The organism is Candidatus Saccharibacteria bacterium oral taxon 488 (assembly GCA_010202115.1).
In the GTDB taxonomy this organism is placed as follows: domain Bacteria; phylum Patescibacteriota; class Saccharimonadia; order Saccharimonadales; family Saccharimonadaceae; genus Nanosynbacter.
The window spans coordinates 434,926-454,155 of the sequence record CP047917.1 but is presented as its reverse complement, the minus strand read 5'-3'; the positions used below and the strand labels follow the sequence as shown (position 1 = coordinate 454,155).

Below are 19,230 nucleotides of genomic sequence, written 5' to 3'. Positions count from 1 at the left end.
GATGGCGCAATATTCATTTAACGCGACCGGAATTAGCGATTTTGATGCGGTACGCCTAGCGGTGGCCAGCGCTGATGACATCCTAAAGTGGAGTCACGGCGAGGTTCTCAAGCCAGAGACGATCAATTACCGTACCCAAAAGCCAGAGCGTGACGGTTTGTTCTGTGAGCGAATCTTTGGCCCGGTTAAGGACATTAATCCACACGACTCAAAGTTAAAAGGTGTTCGTTCACGCGAGGCTGCAGTCGATAAAAACGGCGAGCTCGTCACCAAGTCAATCGTCCGCCGCGAGCGCATGGGCCACATTCAGCTGGCCGCACCAGTAGCGCACATTTGGTTTATGCGCGGCACGCCGAGCGCCATGAGCTTGCTACTGGGGATGACGGTGCGTAATATTGAGCGGATCGCCTACTTTGCGACCTATGTCATTCTCAAGGTTGATGAGATCACCCGCGACCAATACCTGGCGGATCTAGAAGCTGAAACCGAAGCTGGTCGGATGGCGATTAAGATGCGCTACGAGCAGCTTGCGGAAGCTGACAATGCTGATATCAAGCAGCTGGCGAAGGAACAGAGCCGTGAGGTTGACGAGCTTAACGACAAGTACGCGACGAAGAAAACGCAGCTCGAGGGCCTCGTCAAGGGCGCACTGATCTCGGAGACGGATTATCGCAACTTGCCAGAGGAGTACGACGAGCTGATCGAGGTCGGCATGGGCGCCAGTGCGCTCAAGGCGCTGCTGGATGAAATTGATCTGTCAGAACTGATCGCCCAGCTAAGTGAGGAGGCTGAACATGCCAAGGGTCAGCGCGAGAAGAAACTGCTCAAGCGCCTGAAGATGCTTGAGAGCATGCAGGCTGCTGGTATCAAGCCATCCAGCCTCTGCCTGACCGTACTGCCAGTCATCCCACCAGACTTGCGTCCAATGGTCGCCCTCAGCGGTGGTCGGTTTGCAACGTCTGATTTGAACGATCTGTATCGCCGCATCATCAACCGCAACAATCGCCTGAAGAAACTGGTCGAGCTCAACGCGCCAGAGGTGATTCAGCGCAATGAACGACGCATGTTGCAAGAGGCCGTCGATGCCCTGATCGACAACGCAGCAGCGCGCGGTGGTCGGGCGGTCAGCTCGACTGGCAGCCGTCGTCGCCTCAAATCAATTAGCGACATGCTCAAAGGTAAGCAAGGCCGCTTCCGCCAGAACTTGCTCGGTAAACGGGTCGATTACTCTGGCCGCTCGGTCATTGTCGTTGGCCCAAAATTAAAGATCAATCAGTGCGGCCTGCCAAAACAAATGGCGCTTGAACTATTCAAGCCGTTCGTTATCAGCTGGCTGATCAAGGGTGAATTTGCCCACAACATTCGCTCGGCGACTCGCTTGATCGAGTCGGGCGAGGCGGTCGTGTGGGACGCGCTTGATGAGGCGATCAGGGGCAAGTACGTGTTGCTCAACCGTGCACCGAGCTTGCACCGCCTGTCAATTCAATCCTTCCAGCCAGTCCTGGTCGAGGGTAAAGCCATTCAGCTGCATCCGCTGGTCTGCGCTGGTTTTAACGCCGACTTTGACGGTGACCAGATGGCTGTCCACCTGCCGCTTTCCAAGGAAGCGCAGGCCGAGGCACGCGAGCTGATGAGCGCTACTAACAACCTGTTGAAGCCTGCCGACGGTGCGCCAGTGCTGCACATCTCGCAGGATATCGTGCTCGGTAACTACTACTTGACGTATGACAAGCCGCAGGCCCAGACTGACGATGTCAAGTCATTTAGCTCAGTCTACGAGGCAGAACTGGCGTACGACAAGGGTGCTATCCAACTGCAAACGCCAATTCGCATCTATGCCAAGGGTAAATTACGCCAGACGACCTTGGGCCGCGTCTTCTTTAACGAGATTCTGCCAGAGGACTTCCCATATGACAACAATGTTCAGACGAAGAAGCAGCTGAAGAAGGTCTTGGCACAAATTTTCAACAAGTACGGTGCCGAGGAAACTGCCAAGATTGCCGACCGCATGAAGGGTCAGGCCTTCCGCTTCGCGACAACCGCGGCCGTGTCAACTGGTATGACCGACTACGTGCACTTTGACGAGATCGCTGAGTTCGTGGCTGAGGGCGACGCCAAGGCGGCCTTGATTTCTGAGCAGTTCGACCAAGGTTTGATCACCGAGGACGAGCGCTATAACTTGACAGTGAATGCCTGGCGAAATGTGGATAATAAGATCACGGCGTTCCTCCAGGATCAGCTGGCGCACATGGACACCAGTATCTCGATGATGGTCAACTCTGGTGCTCGTGGTGATATCTCCAACGTCAAGCTCGCCAGCGCCATGATCGGTATCCAGGTCGACGCCGCTAACCGCGAGATCGAGCTGCCAATCCGTAGCTCGTACACCGGCGGTCTATCCAGCCTGGAGGCCTTCGTGGCGACACGTGGTGCGCGTAAGGGTCTGATCGACACCGCTTTGAAGACTGCCGACTCAGGCTACCTGACGCGCCGGTTGGTCGACGTGGCGCAGGACGTCTTCACGGTTGAGGATGCCGAGGGCGACGACGAAGGTTACGCAATCTACCGCTCAGAAACTGAGGAAACGATGATCGACTTCTCGAATCGCTTGGCCGGTCGTTACGCGGCTGAGACGATTCCAGGTCACGTCAACAAGGATGAATTGATCACTCGCGAAATCGCCGACTCAATTGATGACGATGAAAGCATCCAAAGTGTCAAGATCCAGTCAGTCTTGTCAACTAACAACCTCAACGGTATTCCGCAGCGCAGTTACGGCGTTGACATGTCAACCGGTAAATTGGTCGGCAATCATCAGCCAGTCGGTGTTATCGCGGCTCAGTCAGTCGGTGAACCAGGTACTCAGCTGACCTTGCGTACCTTCCACAACTCCGGTGTGGCCGGTGGCGACATCACCCAGGGTCTGCCGCGTGTTGAAGAATTGTTCGAGGCACGCACACCAAAGGGTCAGGCATATGTTACGGAAATTGCTGGCCTGGTCGACGTTTGGGAAGATGGCAAAAAGTACATCGTCCAAGTTACCCCGGAATCTGGTAAAGTTGAGCGCTTGCCGCTGGACGGCCGAACCATCATGGTTAAGGCTGGCTCAAGCGTCAAGGCTGGCGACGTGCTGGCAACTGGCGAAGGTGACACTCGCCCGCTCGTCGCACCATTTGACGGTGTGGTTGAAGCAGCAGAAGACACCTTGGTTATCGCTGCTGAAGCTGGTGCACCAGCTCGTTACGAAATCCCAGGCACTATGCAATTGGTTGTTAAGGCTAACGACGTTGTCGAAGCTGGCGACCGCTTGACGGCCGGTTCATTGAACCTGCACGACTTGATGCGCCTGAAGGGTGTCGAAGCCACGCAGCGCTACATCATCAACGAAGTACTGCGCATTTACGCCGCTCAGGGTCAAGACGTGGCCGACAAGCACCTGGAGATCATCGTTCGCCAGATGTTTAGTCGCGTCCAGATCGAAGACGCGGGCGACAGTGACTTTGTGACGGGCGACATCGTTTCTAAGGCTGCGGTGGTAAACACCAACAAGCAACTAGCGGCTGAGGGCAAAAACCTCATCAGCTACACCCAGTTGCTACTCGGTATCACCAAGGTGTCAATCTGGAGCGACTCATGGCTATCTGCTGCGTCCTTCCAGGACACCACTCGCGTGCTGATCAACGCTGCCGTATCTGGCCGCGCTGATCACTTGCATGGTCTCAAAGAAAACGTCATCATCGGCCGCAAGATTCCAGTAGGAACGGGTGCTGTCGAAGAGACGGAAACCGACGAGCCAAGCGAGGACGAGTTCGCTGACAATCAGGAGGAGGAACTAGCTGTAGCAGTATAAGCCAACTGGCTTTCTTTCTCGGAAAACCGCTCCGATGGATACGGGGCGGTTTTTCTATAGCAATTGCACGCAGTCTATGCTATAATCTCCCCAGAGTTTCCTCTTTTCGGAGCGCGCGGTGGTTTGAATGTGTACAGACTGCATGCTTGGCAGAAAAGGTATAGACACGGGGCGGAGTTGCTGAATCCAAGCCGTAGGCGCTAAGAGAAGCTGGTTTTTGCGTGTCAATGCCGAGCCAGCTTACTAGAGCCGCCAGGCGAATCGCCATCATTAGTAAATCAACCAAGGAGAAATTGGATGCCAACTATCAACCAATTGGTGCGCAAGCCGCGCCAAACGGCTAAGAAAAAGTCCAAGTCGCCAGCACTGGGTCGCATTCACAACGCCCTGAAAACGCGTTACTACGACCAGAATGCACCGCTCAAGCGTGGTGTGTGTGTGCGTGTGACGACCAAGACGCCAAAGAAACCAAACTCAGCTTTGCGTAAAGTTGCCCGCGTGAAACTAAACAACGGCTACGAAGTCTGGGCCTACATCGGTGGTGAAGGTCACAACTTGCAGGAGCACGCTGTGGTCTTGATCCGCGGTGGTCGTGTGCCTGACCTTCCAGGTGTGCGTTATCACATCGTCCGTGGCGCGTTGGACCTTCAAGGTGTCAACAACCGCAAGCGGGGCCGTTCAAAGTACGGTACCAAGAAAGGGGATAAGTAATCATGCCTCGTAAAGTTACCAAGAAACTACAACGTGAACTTAAGCCTGACCGCCGCTACCAAAGCGTGCTGGTGCAGCGCTTGATCAACAAGTCAATGCTGGATGGTAAGAAATTGGCGGCTGAGCGTGCTGTTTACACCGCGCTGGAAACTGCTGCTAAGAAATTGGATTCAGAAGATCCACTGGCAGTGTTTGAGAAAGCCTTGAAAAACGTCAGTCCAAACTTTGAGGTGAAAAGCCGCCGTGTCGGTGGTGCCAACTACCAGATCCCATTCCCAGTTCAGGGACACCGGCAGTTGCACTACGCGTTCAGCTGGCTGGTGCAATCAGCTCGCGCTCGTAGTGGCATGCCATATTCACAGCGTTTGGCGCTGGAAATCGTTGATGCGTATAACGAAGCTGGTGCCGCCTTCAAGAAGAAGGAAGACACCCACAAGATGGCCGAAGCCAACCGTGCCTTTGCACACTTTGCTCGCGGCTAATTGTCGGGAAAATGTAAACTCAGAAATCGCTCTGAAAAATGGGCGATTTTTGTTATAATGAGGAAAACGAGGAGGGGTAAATGGCAAGTTTTTCATTTGATATTGTGTCAGAAATTGACAAAGCCGAGCTGAATAATGTTTTCATGCAGGCGGAAAAAGAGATCCAAGGGCGGTACGATTTTAAGGGGACGAGCGCTGGGATTGACTGGCTGGATGATAAAAAAGGATTCAAGCTCACTGGTGATAACGACTGGCAGGTTGATGCGGTGCTGGACATCGTGCGCAAGAAACTGGCGGCTCGGGGTCAGTCGAGCAAAGTCCTCGGTCTCACCAAAGAAAAGGTCACCTCAAACCTCAAAACCACCTGGGAAATTCCTTTCAAACAAGGCCTCGACCAGCCGACCGCCAAGCGCATCGCTGCCGACATTCGCGCTGCGGCGCCCAAAGCCAAGCCGCAAATCCAAGGCGACCTCGTCCGTGTCACCTCCGCCTCGAAAGATGAGTTACAGAAAGTCGTTGGCTTGGTGCGTGAAAATGATTATGACACGCCGCTGCAATGCGTGAATTATCGCTAAGAGCTTTATGGTTATGGTTGCGTCAGTCGGCTTTTACGCCGTATGATTAAGAGATGACGACTGAGTCCACCCCATCTGCCGCCCCGCTGCCCGAGAACCTTGCGTTACTTGATAAGGCTGTTTTCAATCAGCAAGTCGCCACTGTCCTCCGCCTGGCTCGAGAACGAATGGCCGACGTTCGAAAGCTCAATCCTCATCAGTATCTAGAAGCCACTGTGCGGATTAACCAAGAACTATTTGCCGGGCTTATCGGTCAGCTGATGGCGGTAAGCGGATGGGTGCAACAACATACCAAAAACGGAGCAGAATACGTATATATTGAAGATCATAAACTCCAGTGCGCCGGTTGCCTGATTGTCGCGAACAAGTCTGATCCAGAAATCGCACTTGGTGGTCTTGGCGTAACACCAGAGGGCACCACGGCCCAGTATGTCGTTCCGCTGGATGTCCTTATCCAGTTTCCGCAGCTGATGGATATTGAACAGGCCAAGGCTATTTTACAGCTGTACACGCCTGAGGTCCTTGATTATTTGAATAATATACGACCAGTTGATCCAAACAATAATTGTATCGACTCAGCTCGAATGATCAAGGAGCTAGCAGATATTCCGATTAATGAAATTCCTTTTAGGCGATTGTCGAATAGAGACCTTAATCGAGTCATTAAGGCGATAAACATTCACTGCAAGGTACTGGCTTCACTTGATCCGTATATGCCATACGATATTATGTATAAGGGCCTCGCGCTTCATAATAGGGAATGGGTTGAATTGAATACGGCGGGTGCGATGTATGTGCAATCTGTCTCCGTGGAAACCCTCGCCACCACGAGAGTCTGTGATTCTCTAGTGATGATGGTGTGTGCAACGCTCCTTGGTCGGTCTGATGCTCAAAACAAAGATTATTTACTCATGGCCAAGGGTATACAACAAATCCAATCAGGTCGTAGCCAAATTCCGCGCTAAGACAGGGCTCATTCACAAAACGCCAATCGTCTGCTATAATACAGCTCAAGCGTAGTTTTTTGGTGCGTCAAAATAGCTCCGGAGAATCTCGAACAATAACTATTTTTAACAAAGGAAAGACAATGGCAGCAAACGTTCCATTACAAAACTTTAGAAACATTGGTATCATTGCCCATATTGACGCCGGTAAAACGACGACCACTGAGGGTATCTTGTACCGCACTGGCTTGACACATAAAATTGGTGTAGTTAAGGGTGACGGCGACGGTGCGACCACCGACTGGATGGCGCAGGAAAAAGAGCGTGGTATCACCATCACCTCTGCAGCGGTGACTTGTTTCTGGAGAAATCACAAGATCAATATCATCGACACCCCAGGGCACATCGACTTTACCGCTGAGGTGGAGCGTTCACTCCGCGTGCTCGACGGTGCAGTGACGGTGTTCGACGGTAAGATGGGTGTTGAGGCGCAGTCTGAGACGGTGTGGCGCCAGGCTAACAAATATGGCGTGCCACGCATTTGCTTCGTTAACAAGATCAACCAAACTGGTGGTGACTTCTGGAAATCTCTGGAATCAATTCACAACCGCTTGAGTAAGCAAGCCTTCCCAATTCACATCCCAATTGGCTTTGAAAAGACCATCAACGGTGTGGTTGACCTCATCGACATGAAAGCGTATACCTACACTGACTTTTCTGACCACGAATTGGTGCAGGGTGAAATCCCAGCTGATATGCTGGAGAAATGCCAAAATGCCCGCAGCTTGCTGGTAGAAAACGCCGTTGAGGCTGATGACGAATTGATGATGAAGTTCCTCGACCAAGGTGAAGAGGCGATTACTATCGACGAGCTGAAATCTGCCTTGCGTAAGCGCGTGCTGGCTGGTGACTTCTTCTTGGTGACTGGTGGTGACGGCCGCGGTGTCATCGTCGAGAAGGTGCTTGACCTGATGGTTGACTACTTGCCAAGCCCACTGGACGTCGACGAGATTTGGGGTAAAAATCCAAAGACTGGCGACGAAGTGAGCCGCAAACCAGACGACAAAGAGCCGATGAGTGCCTTGGCATTCAAGATCGCGACTGACCCATTTGTTGGTAAATTGATCTTCATCCGCGTCTACTCAGGTGTTTTGAATTCTGGTAGCTATGTCTTGAATACCACGACTGGCGATAAGGAGCGTATTGGTCGTATCGTGCGAATGCATGCCGACAAGCGCGAGGAGATCGACAAGATCTCTGCTGGAGACATCGCTGCGGTGGTTGGCTTGAAGAACACTGGTACTGGTAACACCTTGACTGACCCGGCGCACCCAATTGCCCTGGAATCAATTGAATTCCCAGAGCCGCCAGTTTCCATCGCCGTTGAGCCAAAGTCAAAGGCCGACCAAGAAAAGATGGCGCTCGCCTTGCAACGTTTGGCTGAGGAAGACCCAACCTTCCGCATCCACACTGACGAAGAGACCGGCCAGACCATCATGTCAGGAATGGGTGAGTTGCACTTGGATATTTTGATCGACCGTATGAAGCGTGAGTTCAAGGTTGAAGCGAATATCGGTGAGCCGCAAGTGGCCTTCCGTGAGTCAATCAAGGGCAAAGCTGAAGTTCAGGGTAAGCACGCCAAGCAGTCTGGTGGTCGTGGTCAGTACGGTGACGTCTGGGTACGCTTTGAGCCAAACGAGGCTGGTAAAGGCTTTGAGTTTGTTGATGAAATTAAGGGTGGTGTGGTGCCGCAAGAGTACCGCCCAGCTGTCATGAAGGGTATTCGTGAAACCTTGGAAGGTGGTGTTATCGCTGGTTATCCAGTGGTTGACGTCAAAGCCACCCTGTACGATGGTTCATACCACGATGTTGACTCCTCAGAGCTGGCCTTCTCATTGGCAGGTTCGTTGGCAGCCCGCGAAGGTATCAAACAGGCAACGCCAATTCTGCTTGAACCAGTCATGAAAGTTGAAGTCACCACCCCAGAAGAGTTCATGGGCGACATCATCGGCGACCTGAACTCACGTCGTGGTCGCATTGATACCATGGAAGATTTGATGGGCGGCGCCAAGTTGGTCAAGGCCTTCGTGCCACTGGCGAACATGTTTGGCTACACCTCAGACATCCGCTCGATGTCACAGGGTCGCGCAGCCAGCACCATGGAGCTCGCGCAGTACGAGGAAGTTCCACCAAACGTGGCGCAGGAGATTATCGAGAAGCGCAACGCCTAGCGTGTGATAATAATGAATAATACCGCTCCTTGGGGCGGTATTATTGCTGGTTAGCTGAGGCCAGGGGTTATTGTGTCTCGGCAGCTTCTCGTGCTGCTTCCTGCTGTGATTCCGCATATAAATTGAGAGCAATCTCTACAGCTTGTTGTATGGTTGGGTCCAGTGTCTCTAGATCCTCATACGATAGTTCACCATTTTCAACTTTTTCATATGTTAGTTGCCCGAACCATTCGAAGAACTTTCTCCTGTCTTTGTCGGTTTCCGGATTTCTTGTGACCTTGTCATAATCTGTCCAGGCCTTAGCTTCTGATGTTGCAGTCATGCTTTACTCCTCTTGCTATTTTATTCAAACTGTCAGATTATAGCAGGTAATCAACATCGTGTCAATAGTCCAGACCAACATTCTACCACTGTTGACGCCACAGACCAATGTGTGTTACAATCACAAAGTAATTTCTATTACGCGTAATATCAACTGTTCTCCTCGATGAATGAGCAGGTCTGGCTATGGTTGAAGTGTTTATCGTGAACGCCTCACTCAGAACCCAGAAACCGCACGTCATCAGGAGTATTTAAGTGGGAGTGAGGAAAAGTGAAAACACTTCTCGGTACCAAACTTGGTATGACCCAGCTCTTGGCTGAAGACGGCAAAGCCATTCCGGTAACGCTGATCCAAGCCGGCCCTGTCACCGTGACTCAGGTGAAGACTGTCGAAACCGACGGTTACAATGCGGTGCAGGTCGCTTATGGAGAGGGTAAGAACCTGAGCAAGGCCGTGGCTGGACACGTCAAGCCAGCCCAAGTGACCCCGAAGCACATTCGGGAATTCCGCGTCGACGAGATCCCTGAGGGACTCAAAGTTGGCGATGAAATCAACGTTTCCGCGTTTGAAGTCGGCGATTCTGTCGATGCGACCGGAACCAGCAAAGGTAAAGGTTTCGCTGGAACCATTAAACGCCACAACTTTAAGCGTCACCGCAAGACGCACGGTGGTAAAGGTAATACTCGTAAGCCAGGTTCAATTGGCTCGATGTATCCACAAAAAGTGTTCAAGGGTAAGACGATGGCTGGCCACATGGGTCACGAGCGTGTTACGGTCAAGAACCTGGAAGTGGCATATGTTGATCCAGAGACCAATCTGATCGGGGTGAAGGGCGCTGTGCCTGGGCCACGAAAAGGGCTGATCATTTTAGGAGGTAACAAGTAATGGCTGAATCAACCAAACTTCCTAAAGACATTTTCGCTGTTGAAGTGCCAAACCACGAACTGTTGAAATTGGCATACGACAGCTACCTAGCCAACGCTCGTTTGGCAAGCGCAACCACCAAGCAGCGCGGTGAAGTTTCCGGTGGTGGTAAAAAGCCATGGAAGCAAAAGGGAACTGGTCGAGCACGTTTCGGTTCAACCCGTAACCCAATCTGGCGCGGCGGTGGTGTGGTCTTTGGCCCACGCGGCAACGAAAACTACACCAAAAAATTGTCTAAAACCGCCAAGAAAGTGGCAATTCGCCAAGCCTTGACGGTAGCCAATGAAGCGAAGAAGATCGTCGTCAAGGACATCAAGACGACTGGCAAGACCAAAGAAGTCGCAACCTTCTTGGCGGATAACAAGTTTGAGCGCCGCGTATTGATCGTCGTCGACGAAAAGACGCCAGAATTGATGCGTGCGACAAACAACATTCAGAACGTACTGGTGATTCGTGCGAGCTATCTCAGCGTCTACCACATTCTGAATGCGGATACTATTGTCATGACCCCGAAAGCTCTGCCAGTAGTCACTGAATGGCTGAGTAAGGAGGAAGCGTAATATGAAACAGATGACAATTATCCCACGCATCAGCGAGAAGGCCTACGCCGTGAGCGCCAACGGCGTCTACGTGTTCCGCGTTCCGCTGAACCTGAATAAAAACGAGATCAAAGCAGCAGTTGAAGCGCAATTTGACGTTACTGTTCTGAAGGTGAAAACCTTGGTCCAAGACGGCAAAGCTGTGCGTTTCTCACGAGGCAAAAACCGCTATCCTGGCACGACTACGCGCAAGGATTGGAAGAAGGCTTACGTGACGCTGAAAGATGGCGATAAGCTCGATGTGTTTGACGCAGTAGAGCAGCAGATGGAGGAGACCAAGTAATGCCAGTGAAAGCTTACAATCCAACCACTCCTGCTCGTCGCGGCATGACGAGCCAGGATTTGTCGGATATCACGACAAGGAAACCGCTCAAAAGTCTGACCAAAGCCAAAAAGCAAAATGCTGGCCGTAACAACCAAGGCCGCATCACCGTGCGTCATCGCGGCGGTGGCGTTCGCCGTCACTACCGTTTGGTGAACCACAATTTGCCGGCTGGTCTGACGCTGACAATTGAAGAAATTGAGTACGATCCAAACCGTTCAGCACGTATCGCTCGGGTGAAAGATCAGTACAATTTGTACCATTACGTATTGGCCGACACCTCAATGGTCAAGGGTAAGACGATTCAGACTGGTGAGACAGCGCCAATTGAGGCCTCAAACCGCCTGCCACTGTCTGCTATCCCTGTTGGTACGATGATTTATGCTATTGAACTGACTGCCGGCAAAGGTGCGCAAATGGTTCGCGCTGCTGGTGCCAAAGCTCAGTTGATGGCCAAAGAAGGCAATTACGCAACCATCAAATTGCCATCTGGCGAAGTTCGCAAAGTTCGCCTGGAAGCTACCGCTGCCATCGGTACAGTCGGTAACATCCAGCACCAGAACGTAAAGATCGGTTCAGCTGGTCGCCGCCGCCGCAAGGGTATTCGCCCAACGGTTCGCGGTGTCGTCATGAACGCCGCAGATCACCCGCATGGTGGTGGTGACGGTGGACGCCACGGTACTGGTAAAGCACCACGTACGCCATGGGGTCAATTGACGCTGGGCTATCGAACTCGCCGCCGCAAAGGCTCAAATAAATTAATCGTACGCACGCGTCACGACGCGAAGAGGAAGAGGTAAATCACGATGAGTCGTTCATTAAAGAAAGGTCCATTCGTCGATGTGAAGCTTGCGAAAAAAGTCGCTGCTCTCAGCCTTGACGATCGAACCGTTATCAAAACGTGGGCGCGCGCTTCGACCATCACCCCAGAAATGGTCGGTCGAACCATCGCCGTCTACAACGGTAAGATGCACGTGCCTGTGCTGATTACTGAAAACATGGTTGGCCACAAACTCGGTGAGTTTAGCCCAACTCGTAAGTTCCGTAAGCACGGCGGAAAGGATAAGAAGTAATCATGGCTGATACTACGTATACTGTTCGCGCTTACGCCAAAGGTGTTGACCAAACACCACGCAAGGTCAGCCTGGTGGCTGCGCTGGTACGTGGCCGCACCGTCGCTGATGCATTGGTTATCTTGGAACACGTGCCAAAACGCGCTGCTTTGCCAGTCAAAAAGGCAATCGACAGCGCCAAGGCAAATGCCATCAACAACCACGGTTTGGACGCCAAAAGCTTGGTAATTACCACCTTGAGCGTTACCACTGGTACGCGTCTACGCCGCTTTAAGCCAGCGTCACGCGGCCGCGCTTTGCCGTTCCAGAAAAAGACCTCAAACATCTTGGTTGAAGTAACTGGTACCGAGAGGCCAAAGAAAGCGCCTGCGAAGAAACCAGAGACCAAGGCTAAAGCAGAGACCAAACCTGCCAAGCCTGTAGCGAAAAAAGCCGCCGAAACCACGGCAAAAAAGGAGGAAAAGTAAATGGGTCAAAAAGTGAATCCAATCAACTTCCGCCTACAAGTTCACAAGAACTGGAGCTCTCGTTGGTTTACGGCCAATAAGAAAGAGTTCGCGGAGGCAATTCGCCAGGATCACGAAATCCGCGAATTGATTGAGAAGAAATTTGCCTCACGCCCAACCATCAATCGCATTGAGATTGAGCGGAGTGCCAACTTGATCACGGTAACCATTCACACAGCAAAAGCTGGTGTGGTGATCGGCCGTGGCGGTGCAGGCGTGAATGAATTGAAAAAGCAAGTTGAGAAAATTGTCGGGTCACCTGTTCGCATCAACATCGAAGAAGTGCGCCGACCGGAACTAGCAGCTAAATTGGTGGCAGAGAACATCGCTCGCCAGCTGGAACGCCGTATCAACTTCCGCCGGGCAACCAAAATGACCGCACAAAACACCATGAGTGCTGGCGCTAAAGGCATCCGCATCGAGGTGGCTGGTCGTTTGAACGGTGCTGAAATGGCACGCCGCGAAAAGGTGATCGAAGGCTCAGTGCCGCTACACACCCTTCGCGCTGATATTGACTTCCACTGCGCTCGCGCCCAGACACCAGCTGGTATCATCGGCGTGAAAGTGTGGATTTATAAGGGAGAAAGGAGTCGCTAAATGCTGTTACCAAAGAAAACCAAGCACCGCAAAGTGCGCATCGGTAAAAACCGTGGTAATGCAACCCGTGGTAATTACATCGCGTTCGGCGACTTTGCACTGCAATCACAATCAAACGAGCGCATCAACTCTCGCCAAATCGAGTCTGCTCGTCAGGCAATGACCCGCTACATCAAGCGTGGTGGTAAGATTTGGATCCGGATTTTCCCGCACACCCCAGTTACTCGCAAGCCACTTGGTTTGAAGATGGGTGGTGGTAAAGGTAATCCAGAGTTCTTTGTTGCCAAGGTAAAGGCCGGCACGGTGATGTTTGAAATGCAGGGCGTTTCTGAGGAAGTAGCCCGCGAAGCAATGCGCCTGGCGAGCCACAAACTACCAGTCAAATGTAAGTTCATCAAACGGGAGGACGCATAATGGCTGAAACAAAGAAACCTACAAAAGCAGCAGTTGTAAAGACGATTGATGATTTGAAGAAGGAACTCGCCGAAAAGCGACATGACCTGCTTCAAGCAAAACGTTCTCACGCTGCTGGCGAATTAGTTAATCCAAAAGCGCTGTGTTCACTCCGCAAGGATATCGCACGCCTGCTGACACAACTTAACGAAAAGGAGAGCAAGTAATGGCCCGACGAACACTGATTGGCGTCGTAACGAGTGCCAAGCGCGACAAGACCATCACTGTGACGGTCACCAGCCGCGAAACGCATCCGCTCTACGGCAAACAGTACACCGTGACTCGCAAATACACTGCTCATGATGAGACCAATGAAGCAGGCGAAGGCGACAAGGTGCAAATCGAAGAGACTCGCCCAATTTCCAAGACCAAGAGCTTTACACTGGTCAAGGTGATTGAAAAGTCTCGCGGTTCTATCAAACTAAAGGCTGAAGTTTCTGGCGAAGCTGAGGAAGAGACCAAGGAGGATGACAAATGATCCAACAAGAATCTCGCCTCAAGGTAGCTGACAACTCGGGTGCCAAAGAAGTATTGTGCATCCGCGTCCTCGGTGGTACCCGCCGCCGCTACGCTCGTGTTGGTGACGTGATCGTCTGTTCAGTCAAAGACGCCAGCCCAACCGGCAACGTCAAAAAGAAATCTGTCGTCAAGGCTGTAGTGGTTCGCACCCGCGACCAAATCCACCGCAAGGACGGCTCGACCATTTGCTTTGATGACAACGCCGTGGTGATTATCAACGATGACAAGCAGCCAAAAGCTACCCGTGTCTTCGGCCCAGTACCACGCGAACTACGCGACATGGGTTACATGAAGATCGTAAGCTTGGCTCCGGAGGTACTCTAATGGCTCGTATTCATAAAGATGACACCGTAAAAATTATCGCTGGTAAGAACAAGGGCACGACTGGTAAAGTTCTGAAAGTTAACACCAAAGATCAGACTGTTTTGGTCGAAGGTGTTGGCGTCGGGCGCCGCCACGTCAAGCCAAGCCAGTACAATCCAAAAGGCGGCAAGAAAGACATCCACGTACCGATGGATATCAGCAAAGTCGCGCTGGTTGTTGACGAAAAGTCAGGCAAAACCAGCCGGGTTGGTTTAGTAAAGAACGCTGACGGCGGCAAAACTCGCGTCGCTCGCCAAGCAAAAAATAAGGAGATTAAATAATGGCAGAGAAGAAAACCGTCGTGCCAGCTCCTCGCTTGAAAGCCTTGTACCAGGAGAAATACCTGAAGGAACTGCAAGCCGAACTAGATCTAAAGAACGTGCACCAAGTGCCAGCTTTGGAAAAGATCATCGTGAGCGTTGGCACCGGCAAAAAGAAAGATGACAAGCGTCATTTTGAAATTGTCAAAAATACCGTTGCAAAGATCACCGGTCAGGCACCAGTTGCCCGCCAGGCAAAGAAGTCAATCGCCGGCTTTAGCATCCGTAAAGGTATGGGCGCGCCAATTGGCGTCAGTGTAACCCTACGTGGTGCTCGGATGTACGAGTTCATGGATCGCTTGATTAACGTGGCACTCCCACGCGTCCGCGACTTCCACGGCGTTGGCCTGAAATTCGACAAGGGTGGTAACTACAACCTAGGCATCATCGAGCAGTCAATTTTCCCAGAACTGACGTTTGAGGAAACACAGATTTTGCACGGGTTGCAGGTAACATTTGTCATCAAGAACGGCAACAAAGAAGCATCAAAAGCTTTGCTGGAGAAATTTGGCATGCCGTTTGAGAAGAAAGGAGGCGTCAGGTAATGGCTAAGAAATCAATGGTCGCTCGCGACAAAAAGCGTCTGAAGATGATCGCAAAATACGCTGCGAAGCGCGCTGAGCTCAAAGAACTTGGCGACCTCGACGGTTTGCAGAAATTGCCTCGCAACTCGAGCCCAACCCGGCACAAGAACCGCGACAGCATTTCCGGTCGTCCACGTGGCTACATGCGCCAGTTTGGCCTGAGCCGCATCAATTTCCGCGAAAAAGCAGCCAAGGGCGAAATCCCAGGCATAACAAAGAGTAGTTGGTAAGAAGGAAAGGAGATTCGACAATGTCTATGCAAACTACAGACCCAATCGCCGACCTTCTGACGCGCATTCGCAATGCGAAACTGGTTGGCAAGACGGAAGTTCGTGTTCCGTCCAGCAAGATGAAAAAAGTCATCGCTGAACAATTAGTCAAAAACGGCTACCTCGCAGATGTTAAACTAGAGGATGCCAAGCCTCGTGGCGTGCTGGTCGTGACCATCAACGAAGAGGGTACTAACAGCACCATCAACGAGATCACCCGTGTTTCAAAGCCAGGTCGTCGCGTTTACGTCGGCGCTAGCGAGATTCCAAAGGTGAAAAGCGGCCGCGGTTTGGTACTCATCTCAACCTCAAAAGGTGTCATGACTGGCGCCGAGGCAGCCAAGGCTAAACTTGGTGGTGAGTTGCTACTAAAGGTGTACTAAGCCTGACAATGCTAGTTGAAAGAAAAGCGCTCGGGGAAATAATCTCCGGGCGCTTTTTGCATGCCTAAACTACTTCCGTTATAATGCAGCTATGCGGCAGAATAACCCCATCCCATTCACCGCCCGAATCAAAGAATTATGTATTGATTGGCTAGTCATCAGCGCTTATCTACTCTGTCTTTTTGCCGTGTCGATAGCCTGCTATTTTATGACGCTTGGTGGCATCCCGACCTTTTCTGAGTTGCACAGTCAACTCATCGCTACGTTTGCGTCAGTTTTGGTTGTCGTCGCACTATTTACCTATCTTGACTTCAAAGGCGGTAGCATCGGCAAGCGCACCGCCGGGCTAGAGGTTTATTTTACACATAGAAGCTTTAGCCGCAGCTTCGTTCGTAATGGTATCAAATTTCTCCCTTGGCAAATCGGCCATATGGCTGTCATTCACGGAGTGTATACCGAGTTTGATACAATGAGTATTGTATTGTCAATTGTCTCCTGTACTCTCTTGGTCATCATGTTCTTGATGGGTACTATACGCCGCGACCGTCGACACCTCGGGGATATGCTGGCAGGGACACAGGTGCAATTAGCAAAGCGCGAGCAGGAGTAGTTATGTTATACTCGCCGCTGTTTTATGCGGACGAGTTACGATCTCAGCAACGTAGACAACAGAGCAGCCGAGAGTATACAGGTGAGTAATGCGGCCGGTATCAATGTTGGTCATTGTCTCGTTGGGATCTATTGCCTTAGGAGAGTGTTTTGCTTGCTAGCAAAGTACTTTTATGGTATAATGCCAAAGTAATGACAGAGAAGGTATGCGACACAGGGGAATACACTCCTAGTAGTTCATCATCAATTGATGTATTACTTGATGAGGTGAATAGAGAGAGGATGATACGGCAGGAGATAGATGATATTGCCCGTGAGATACGTGAGATTGACGATAGTATTGCTAGACTAAAAACAATACGCCGTGGACTAGAGTCTACTCATGAGATGGACGGCATCGACCAGACGGTAGATAGACTAAATGCAAAACGTGCTGGGCTAGTACAAAAACAAAAAGCAGGGCAGTTGAAGCTTCAGCAGACCAGGAATACCGGTCAGAAGAGGCTAGGGCGTAGGGTCGGAAAAAGGTTAGAGCAGGAAATTCGTGATATATATAAACAGGGTCACGAATATAGCGGAGATACACTTGTTGAGGTTGCTGCGGCCAGTCTTGCAGCGCATGTTTATGGCGTAATAATATCGGAGGATCCAGATAATCAACCACAAGAAAGGAATAACCATGATTCGTAAATCCCCAGAATCCACTATCAGCGGAAAAATTGGTAACGTTTTGCGCCGACCGCTAGCTAGCTTTATGGGCGTAGTGGCATTGTTTGCCTCTGGCTGCGGTCTGTCGGGATTGGACGCCAAGCCAGCCCCAGCGACTGTTACCGTGACCACGACAAACAGGCATCCGCAAACGACCGAGACACCACGGGCGACGCAAACCGTACGCGTCACTGAAACCGTGACGCCGTCTCCGTCAGAACCAACCTCACGTCCGACAAATACTACGCCGAAAGAAGGAGACATCGTCACTATCGGCGGGAAAATCACCTGTGCCAACGGCGAGAAGTTTGTTGGTGCGTGGGCAGAGAGAACAGGAAAAATAAAATCGGACTGGGTGGAGACTAATCCAACTAGCGACCAGTCGGTCGTTGACACTAAAGACATGGTGGGCATGATCGGCGAAAAAATAAAAGTTTCCGTTGGTTGTGGTGGAATGAAGAAGGATTGGGGTACAGTAAGCTATTCTGGCTTTACAAAATTTACCGGTAAGGATCTTGATATCACCTGCTATCCTAACGGTAACAACGGCTGGTGCGAGGTAAAAGAGAAGTAGTCTCTCAGCTAAACGCCCCGTTGCCTTGACACGTACCCGCCTCGCAAACTACGATATTCTTATGAAAAATCATAAGGACGTGTCCACGGACTAGCGGTAGGCAAAAATGATTCCGTTTCTGAAGCTTCCCGCTACTTCTAAAACTGACGTTATCACACTGCGAGATGTGTTCTATAACGACATGTTGCGGCTGTTTGTGTTTGCCATCGTGTTATTAACGTTATTTTATGGTGTGGGTGCGTTGGTGGCGGCTGCAGGCAATAATAAATATCCGATTGAATATTACACACAGCTGTTTTTTGACTACACGCCGGTGGTGCGATTGATCATTCCGTTGGGATTTTGCGTAGCGGTAATGGGATTGAAACGAGATAAGCGATGGTGGTCCTGTTTGGCGGCGGCGGAGTTCATGTTTGTTGTTAATTTTAGTAATCAAACATATCATTTTGAGCTTAGCGGGATGCTGTCGCTCATTTCTGCCGTTTTATTAACGATTTGTGCATGGCGTTTGTGGGATTATTATGAGCTGCGGCGGGTGTATCATTATGACACGCCACAGTTGACGCGGCCGGCACTGGGGGCGTACATCACGCTAGCGATAGCGTCCTTGCTCATGCTGATACCGCTCAGTTAGACGTCATGGTTTTGGCGGTGAGTTTTGGTTTACTGGGCTTGATTGTTGGTGCCGGTGCGACCGTCATCCTCCCGTTCGTTATCTCGGTAATCACGCCGATGACTCGATTATCTTTATTGCCAATCGGCGCGAATGTTGCCCGCGTGCCCACCGGTGGCAGGCGCAGCGGATTCATGGCGTTGATGGGTATAGTGATCGTCTCGCCATATTCCTTGAGCTGCCAAAAACTGTCCGCCTCGATCTCAATAATAGTTACCGCGCTACTAATCAACAGGCCGTCATTATCTAATCGCGCATATGTCTCGAGCGCCTCCAAGCGATCCTTCTGCGGCGTGTCTTTGTGAGCGCGCTGCCAGATGTAGAAAAGTATGGACGCGATGAGCAGTGCAAAATTGAGCAGGTATACAACATAGGCTAGCATCGGCCCAAAAACCGCAGTCATCGTTCCATTGCGCGCCAAAACATACAGTAGCACTGTAGATGCGGAAAAGACGACGAAGCTTATTTTTGCGATGAGGTATTTTGAGATCACAAGCATATATTAGCACACTTACGATGGCCTCATGATACACGCCTATGGGTAAGTAAACTACCAAAATAATTTGCGGTTAGTCAGTGGAACTTTAGCATAAACTGGTACTGCGTATATATTGACATGCGGCACACATATAGTATAAT

The 19,230-nt window shown here is 51.2% G+C and carries 27 protein-coding genes; 25 read left to right on the top strand and 2 right to left on the bottom strand.

The window, feature by feature from the left end; genetic code table 11:
* The first annotated feature begins 1 nt into the window (after position 1).
* The 6 genes from rpoC to fusA all read left to right on the top strand — a co-directional run bounded on the left by rpoC (position 2) and on the right by fusA (position 8,793).
* On the top strand, positions 2-3,850 hold the full coding sequence (gene rpoC / locus GWK74_02455) for a DNA-directed RNA polymerase subunit beta' (protein QHU90375.1): 3,849 nt from the start codon (positions 2-4) through the stop codon (positions 3,848-3,850).
* A 297-nt stretch (positions 3,851-4,147) separates the two neighbouring features.
* Complete coding sequence (rpsL, locus tag GWK74_02450) at positions 4,148-4,561, top strand: 30S ribosomal protein S12 (protein QHU90374.1); 414 nt, start codon at positions 4,148-4,150, stop codon at positions 4,559-4,561.
* Positions 4,562-4,563: 2 nt separating this feature from the next.
* Positions 4,564-5,043 (top strand): 30S ribosomal protein S7, encoded by a 480-nt coding sequence (gene rpsG, locus GWK74_02445; protein ID QHU90373.1) that lies wholly within the window; start codon positions 4,564-4,566, stop codon positions 5,041-5,043.
* 80 nt (positions 5,044-5,123) lie between these two features.
* On the top strand, positions 5,124-5,618 hold the full coding sequence (locus GWK74_02440) for a YajQ family cyclic di-GMP-binding protein (GenBank protein QHU90372.1): 495 nt from the start codon (positions 5,124-5,126) through the stop codon (positions 5,616-5,618).
* A gap of 53 nt (positions 5,619-5,671) precedes the next feature.
* Entirely contained in the window at positions 5,672-6,583 is a 912-nt protein-coding gene (locus tag GWK74_02435; protein QHU90371.1) for a hypothetical protein, read from the top strand.
* 122 nt (positions 6,584-6,705) lie between these two features.
* Positions 6,706-8,793 (top strand): elongation factor G, encoded by a 2,088-nt coding sequence (gene fusA / locus GWK74_02430; GenBank protein QHU90370.1) that lies wholly within the window; start codon positions 6,706-6,708, stop codon positions 8,791-8,793.
* Positions 8,794-8,860: 67 nt separating this feature from the next.
* On the opposite strand, the gene GWK74_02425 is transcribed toward fusA, so the two are convergent.
* On the bottom strand, positions 8,861-9,115 hold the full coding sequence (locus GWK74_02425; protein ID QHU90369.1) for a hypothetical protein: 255 nt from the start codon (positions 9,113-9,115) through the stop codon (positions 8,861-8,863).
* Positions 9,116-9,385: 270 nt separating this feature from the next.
* Here GWK74_02425 and rplC point away from each other — a divergent pair, with 270 nt between their 5' ends.
* The 19 genes from rplC (at position 9,386) to GWK74_02330 (ending at position 18,552) form a co-directional block, all read left to right on the top strand.
* On the top strand, positions 9,386-10,000 hold the full coding sequence (gene rplC, locus GWK74_02420; GenBank protein ID QHU90368.1) for a 50S ribosomal protein L3: 615 nt from the start codon (positions 9,386-9,388) through the stop codon (positions 9,998-10,000).
* Positions 10,000-10,599 carry a 50S ribosomal protein L4 gene (rplD, locus tag GWK74_02415; GenBank protein QHU90367.1) on the top strand — a complete coding sequence of 200 codons (600 nt, stop codon included), beginning with the start codon at positions 10,000-10,002 and terminating at the stop codon, positions 10,597-10,599. The genes rplC and rplD overlap by 1 nt, the downstream gene beginning before the upstream one ends.
* A gap of 1 nt (position 10,600) precedes the next feature.
* On the top strand, positions 10,601-10,921 hold the full coding sequence (gene rplW / locus GWK74_02410; protein QHU90366.1) for a 50S ribosomal protein L23: 321 nt from the start codon (positions 10,601-10,603) through the stop codon (positions 10,919-10,921).
* A complete protein-coding gene (rplB, locus tag GWK74_02405; protein QHU90365.1) occupies positions 10,921-11,760 on the top strand; it encodes a 50S ribosomal protein L2 in 840 nt (279 codons plus the stop codon). The genes rplW and rplB overlap by 1 nt, the downstream gene beginning before the upstream one ends.
* Before the next feature lie 6 nt (positions 11,761-11,766).
* Positions 11,767-12,033, top strand: coding sequence for a 30S ribosomal protein S19 (rpsS, locus tag GWK74_02400; GenBank protein QHU90364.1), 267 nt, complete (start codon positions 11,767-11,769; stop codon positions 12,031-12,033).
* Positions 12,034-12,035: 2 nt separating this feature from the next.
* The gene (gene rplV, locus GWK74_02395) at positions 12,036-12,500 is read left to right on the top strand and encodes a 50S ribosomal protein L22 (GenBank protein ID QHU90363.1); all 465 of its coding nucleotides are present in this window, start codon (positions 12,036-12,038) and stop codon (positions 12,498-12,500) included.
* Complete coding sequence (rpsC, locus tag GWK74_02390; GenBank protein ID QHU90362.1) at positions 12,501-13,136, top strand: 30S ribosomal protein S3; 636 nt, start codon at positions 12,501-12,503, stop codon at positions 13,134-13,136.
* The gene (rplP, locus tag GWK74_02385; protein QHU90361.1) at positions 13,137-13,550 is read left to right on the top strand and encodes a 50S ribosomal protein L16; all 414 of its coding nucleotides are present in this window, start codon (positions 13,137-13,139) and stop codon (positions 13,548-13,550) included.
* Positions 13,550-13,756 carry a 50S ribosomal protein L29 gene (gene rpmC, locus GWK74_02380; protein ID QHU90360.1) on the top strand — a complete coding sequence of 69 codons (207 nt, stop codon included), beginning with the start codon at positions 13,550-13,552 and terminating at the stop codon, positions 13,754-13,756. The genes rplP and rpmC overlap by 1 nt, the downstream gene beginning before the upstream one ends.
* On the top strand, positions 13,756-14,067 hold the full coding sequence (gene rpsQ, locus GWK74_02375; GenBank protein QHU90359.1) for a 30S ribosomal protein S17: 312 nt from the start codon (positions 13,756-13,758) through the stop codon (positions 14,065-14,067). Before rpmC ends, rpsQ begins: the two co-directional genes overlap by 1 nt.
* Entirely contained in the window at positions 14,064-14,432 is a 369-nt protein-coding gene (gene rplN / locus GWK74_02370; GenBank protein QHU90358.1) for a 50S ribosomal protein L14, read from the top strand. Before rpsQ ends, rplN begins: the two co-directional genes overlap by 4 nt.
* Positions 14,432-14,752 (top strand): 50S ribosomal protein L24, encoded by a 321-nt coding sequence (gene rplX / locus GWK74_02365; protein QHU90357.1) that lies wholly within the window; start codon positions 14,432-14,434, stop codon positions 14,750-14,752. Before rplN ends, rplX begins: the two co-directional genes overlap by 1 nt.
* Positions 14,752-15,336 (top strand): 50S ribosomal protein L5, encoded by a 585-nt coding sequence (gene rplE / locus GWK74_02360; GenBank protein QHU90356.1) that lies wholly within the window; start codon positions 14,752-14,754, stop codon positions 15,334-15,336. Before rplX ends, rplE begins: the two co-directional genes overlap by 1 nt.
* Positions 15,336-15,605 (top strand): 30S ribosomal protein S14, encoded by a 270-nt coding sequence (rpsN, locus tag GWK74_02355; protein QHU90355.1) that lies wholly within the window; start codon positions 15,336-15,338, stop codon positions 15,603-15,605. Before rplE ends, rpsN begins: the two co-directional genes overlap by 1 nt.
* A 20-nt stretch (positions 15,606-15,625) precedes the next feature.
* Positions 15,626-16,027 (top strand): 30S ribosomal protein S8, encoded by a 402-nt coding sequence (rpsH, locus tag GWK74_02350; protein QHU90354.1) that lies wholly within the window; start codon positions 15,626-15,628, stop codon positions 16,025-16,027.
* Between the two features lie 91 nt (positions 16,028-16,118).
* On the top strand, positions 16,119-16,637 hold the full coding sequence (locus GWK74_02345; GenBank protein ID QHU90353.1) for an RDD family protein: 519 nt from the start codon (positions 16,119-16,121) through the stop codon (positions 16,635-16,637).
* A 191-nt stretch (positions 16,638-16,828) separates the two neighbouring features.
* Positions 16,829-17,326 (top strand): hypothetical protein, encoded by a 498-nt coding sequence (locus GWK74_02340; protein QHU90352.1) that lies wholly within the window; start codon positions 16,829-16,831, stop codon positions 17,324-17,326.
* Positions 17,316-17,918 (top strand): hypothetical protein, encoded by a 603-nt coding sequence (locus tag GWK74_02335; GenBank protein ID QHU90351.1) that lies wholly within the window; start codon positions 17,316-17,318, stop codon positions 17,916-17,918. The genes GWK74_02340 and GWK74_02335 overlap by 11 nt, the downstream gene beginning before the upstream one ends.
* A gap of 106 nt (positions 17,919-18,024) precedes the next feature.
* Complete coding sequence (locus GWK74_02330) at positions 18,025-18,552, top strand: hypothetical protein (GenBank protein QHU90350.1); 528 nt, start codon at positions 18,025-18,027, stop codon at positions 18,550-18,552.
* Here GWK74_02330 and GWK74_02325 read toward each other — a convergent pair.
* Entirely contained in the window at positions 18,545-19,090 is a 546-nt protein-coding gene (locus GWK74_02325; GenBank protein QHU90349.1) for a hypothetical protein, read from the bottom strand. The two genes, GWK74_02330 and GWK74_02325, sit on opposite strands and share 8 nt — an antisense overlap.
* Positions 19,091-19,230 lie beyond the last annotated feature (140 nt).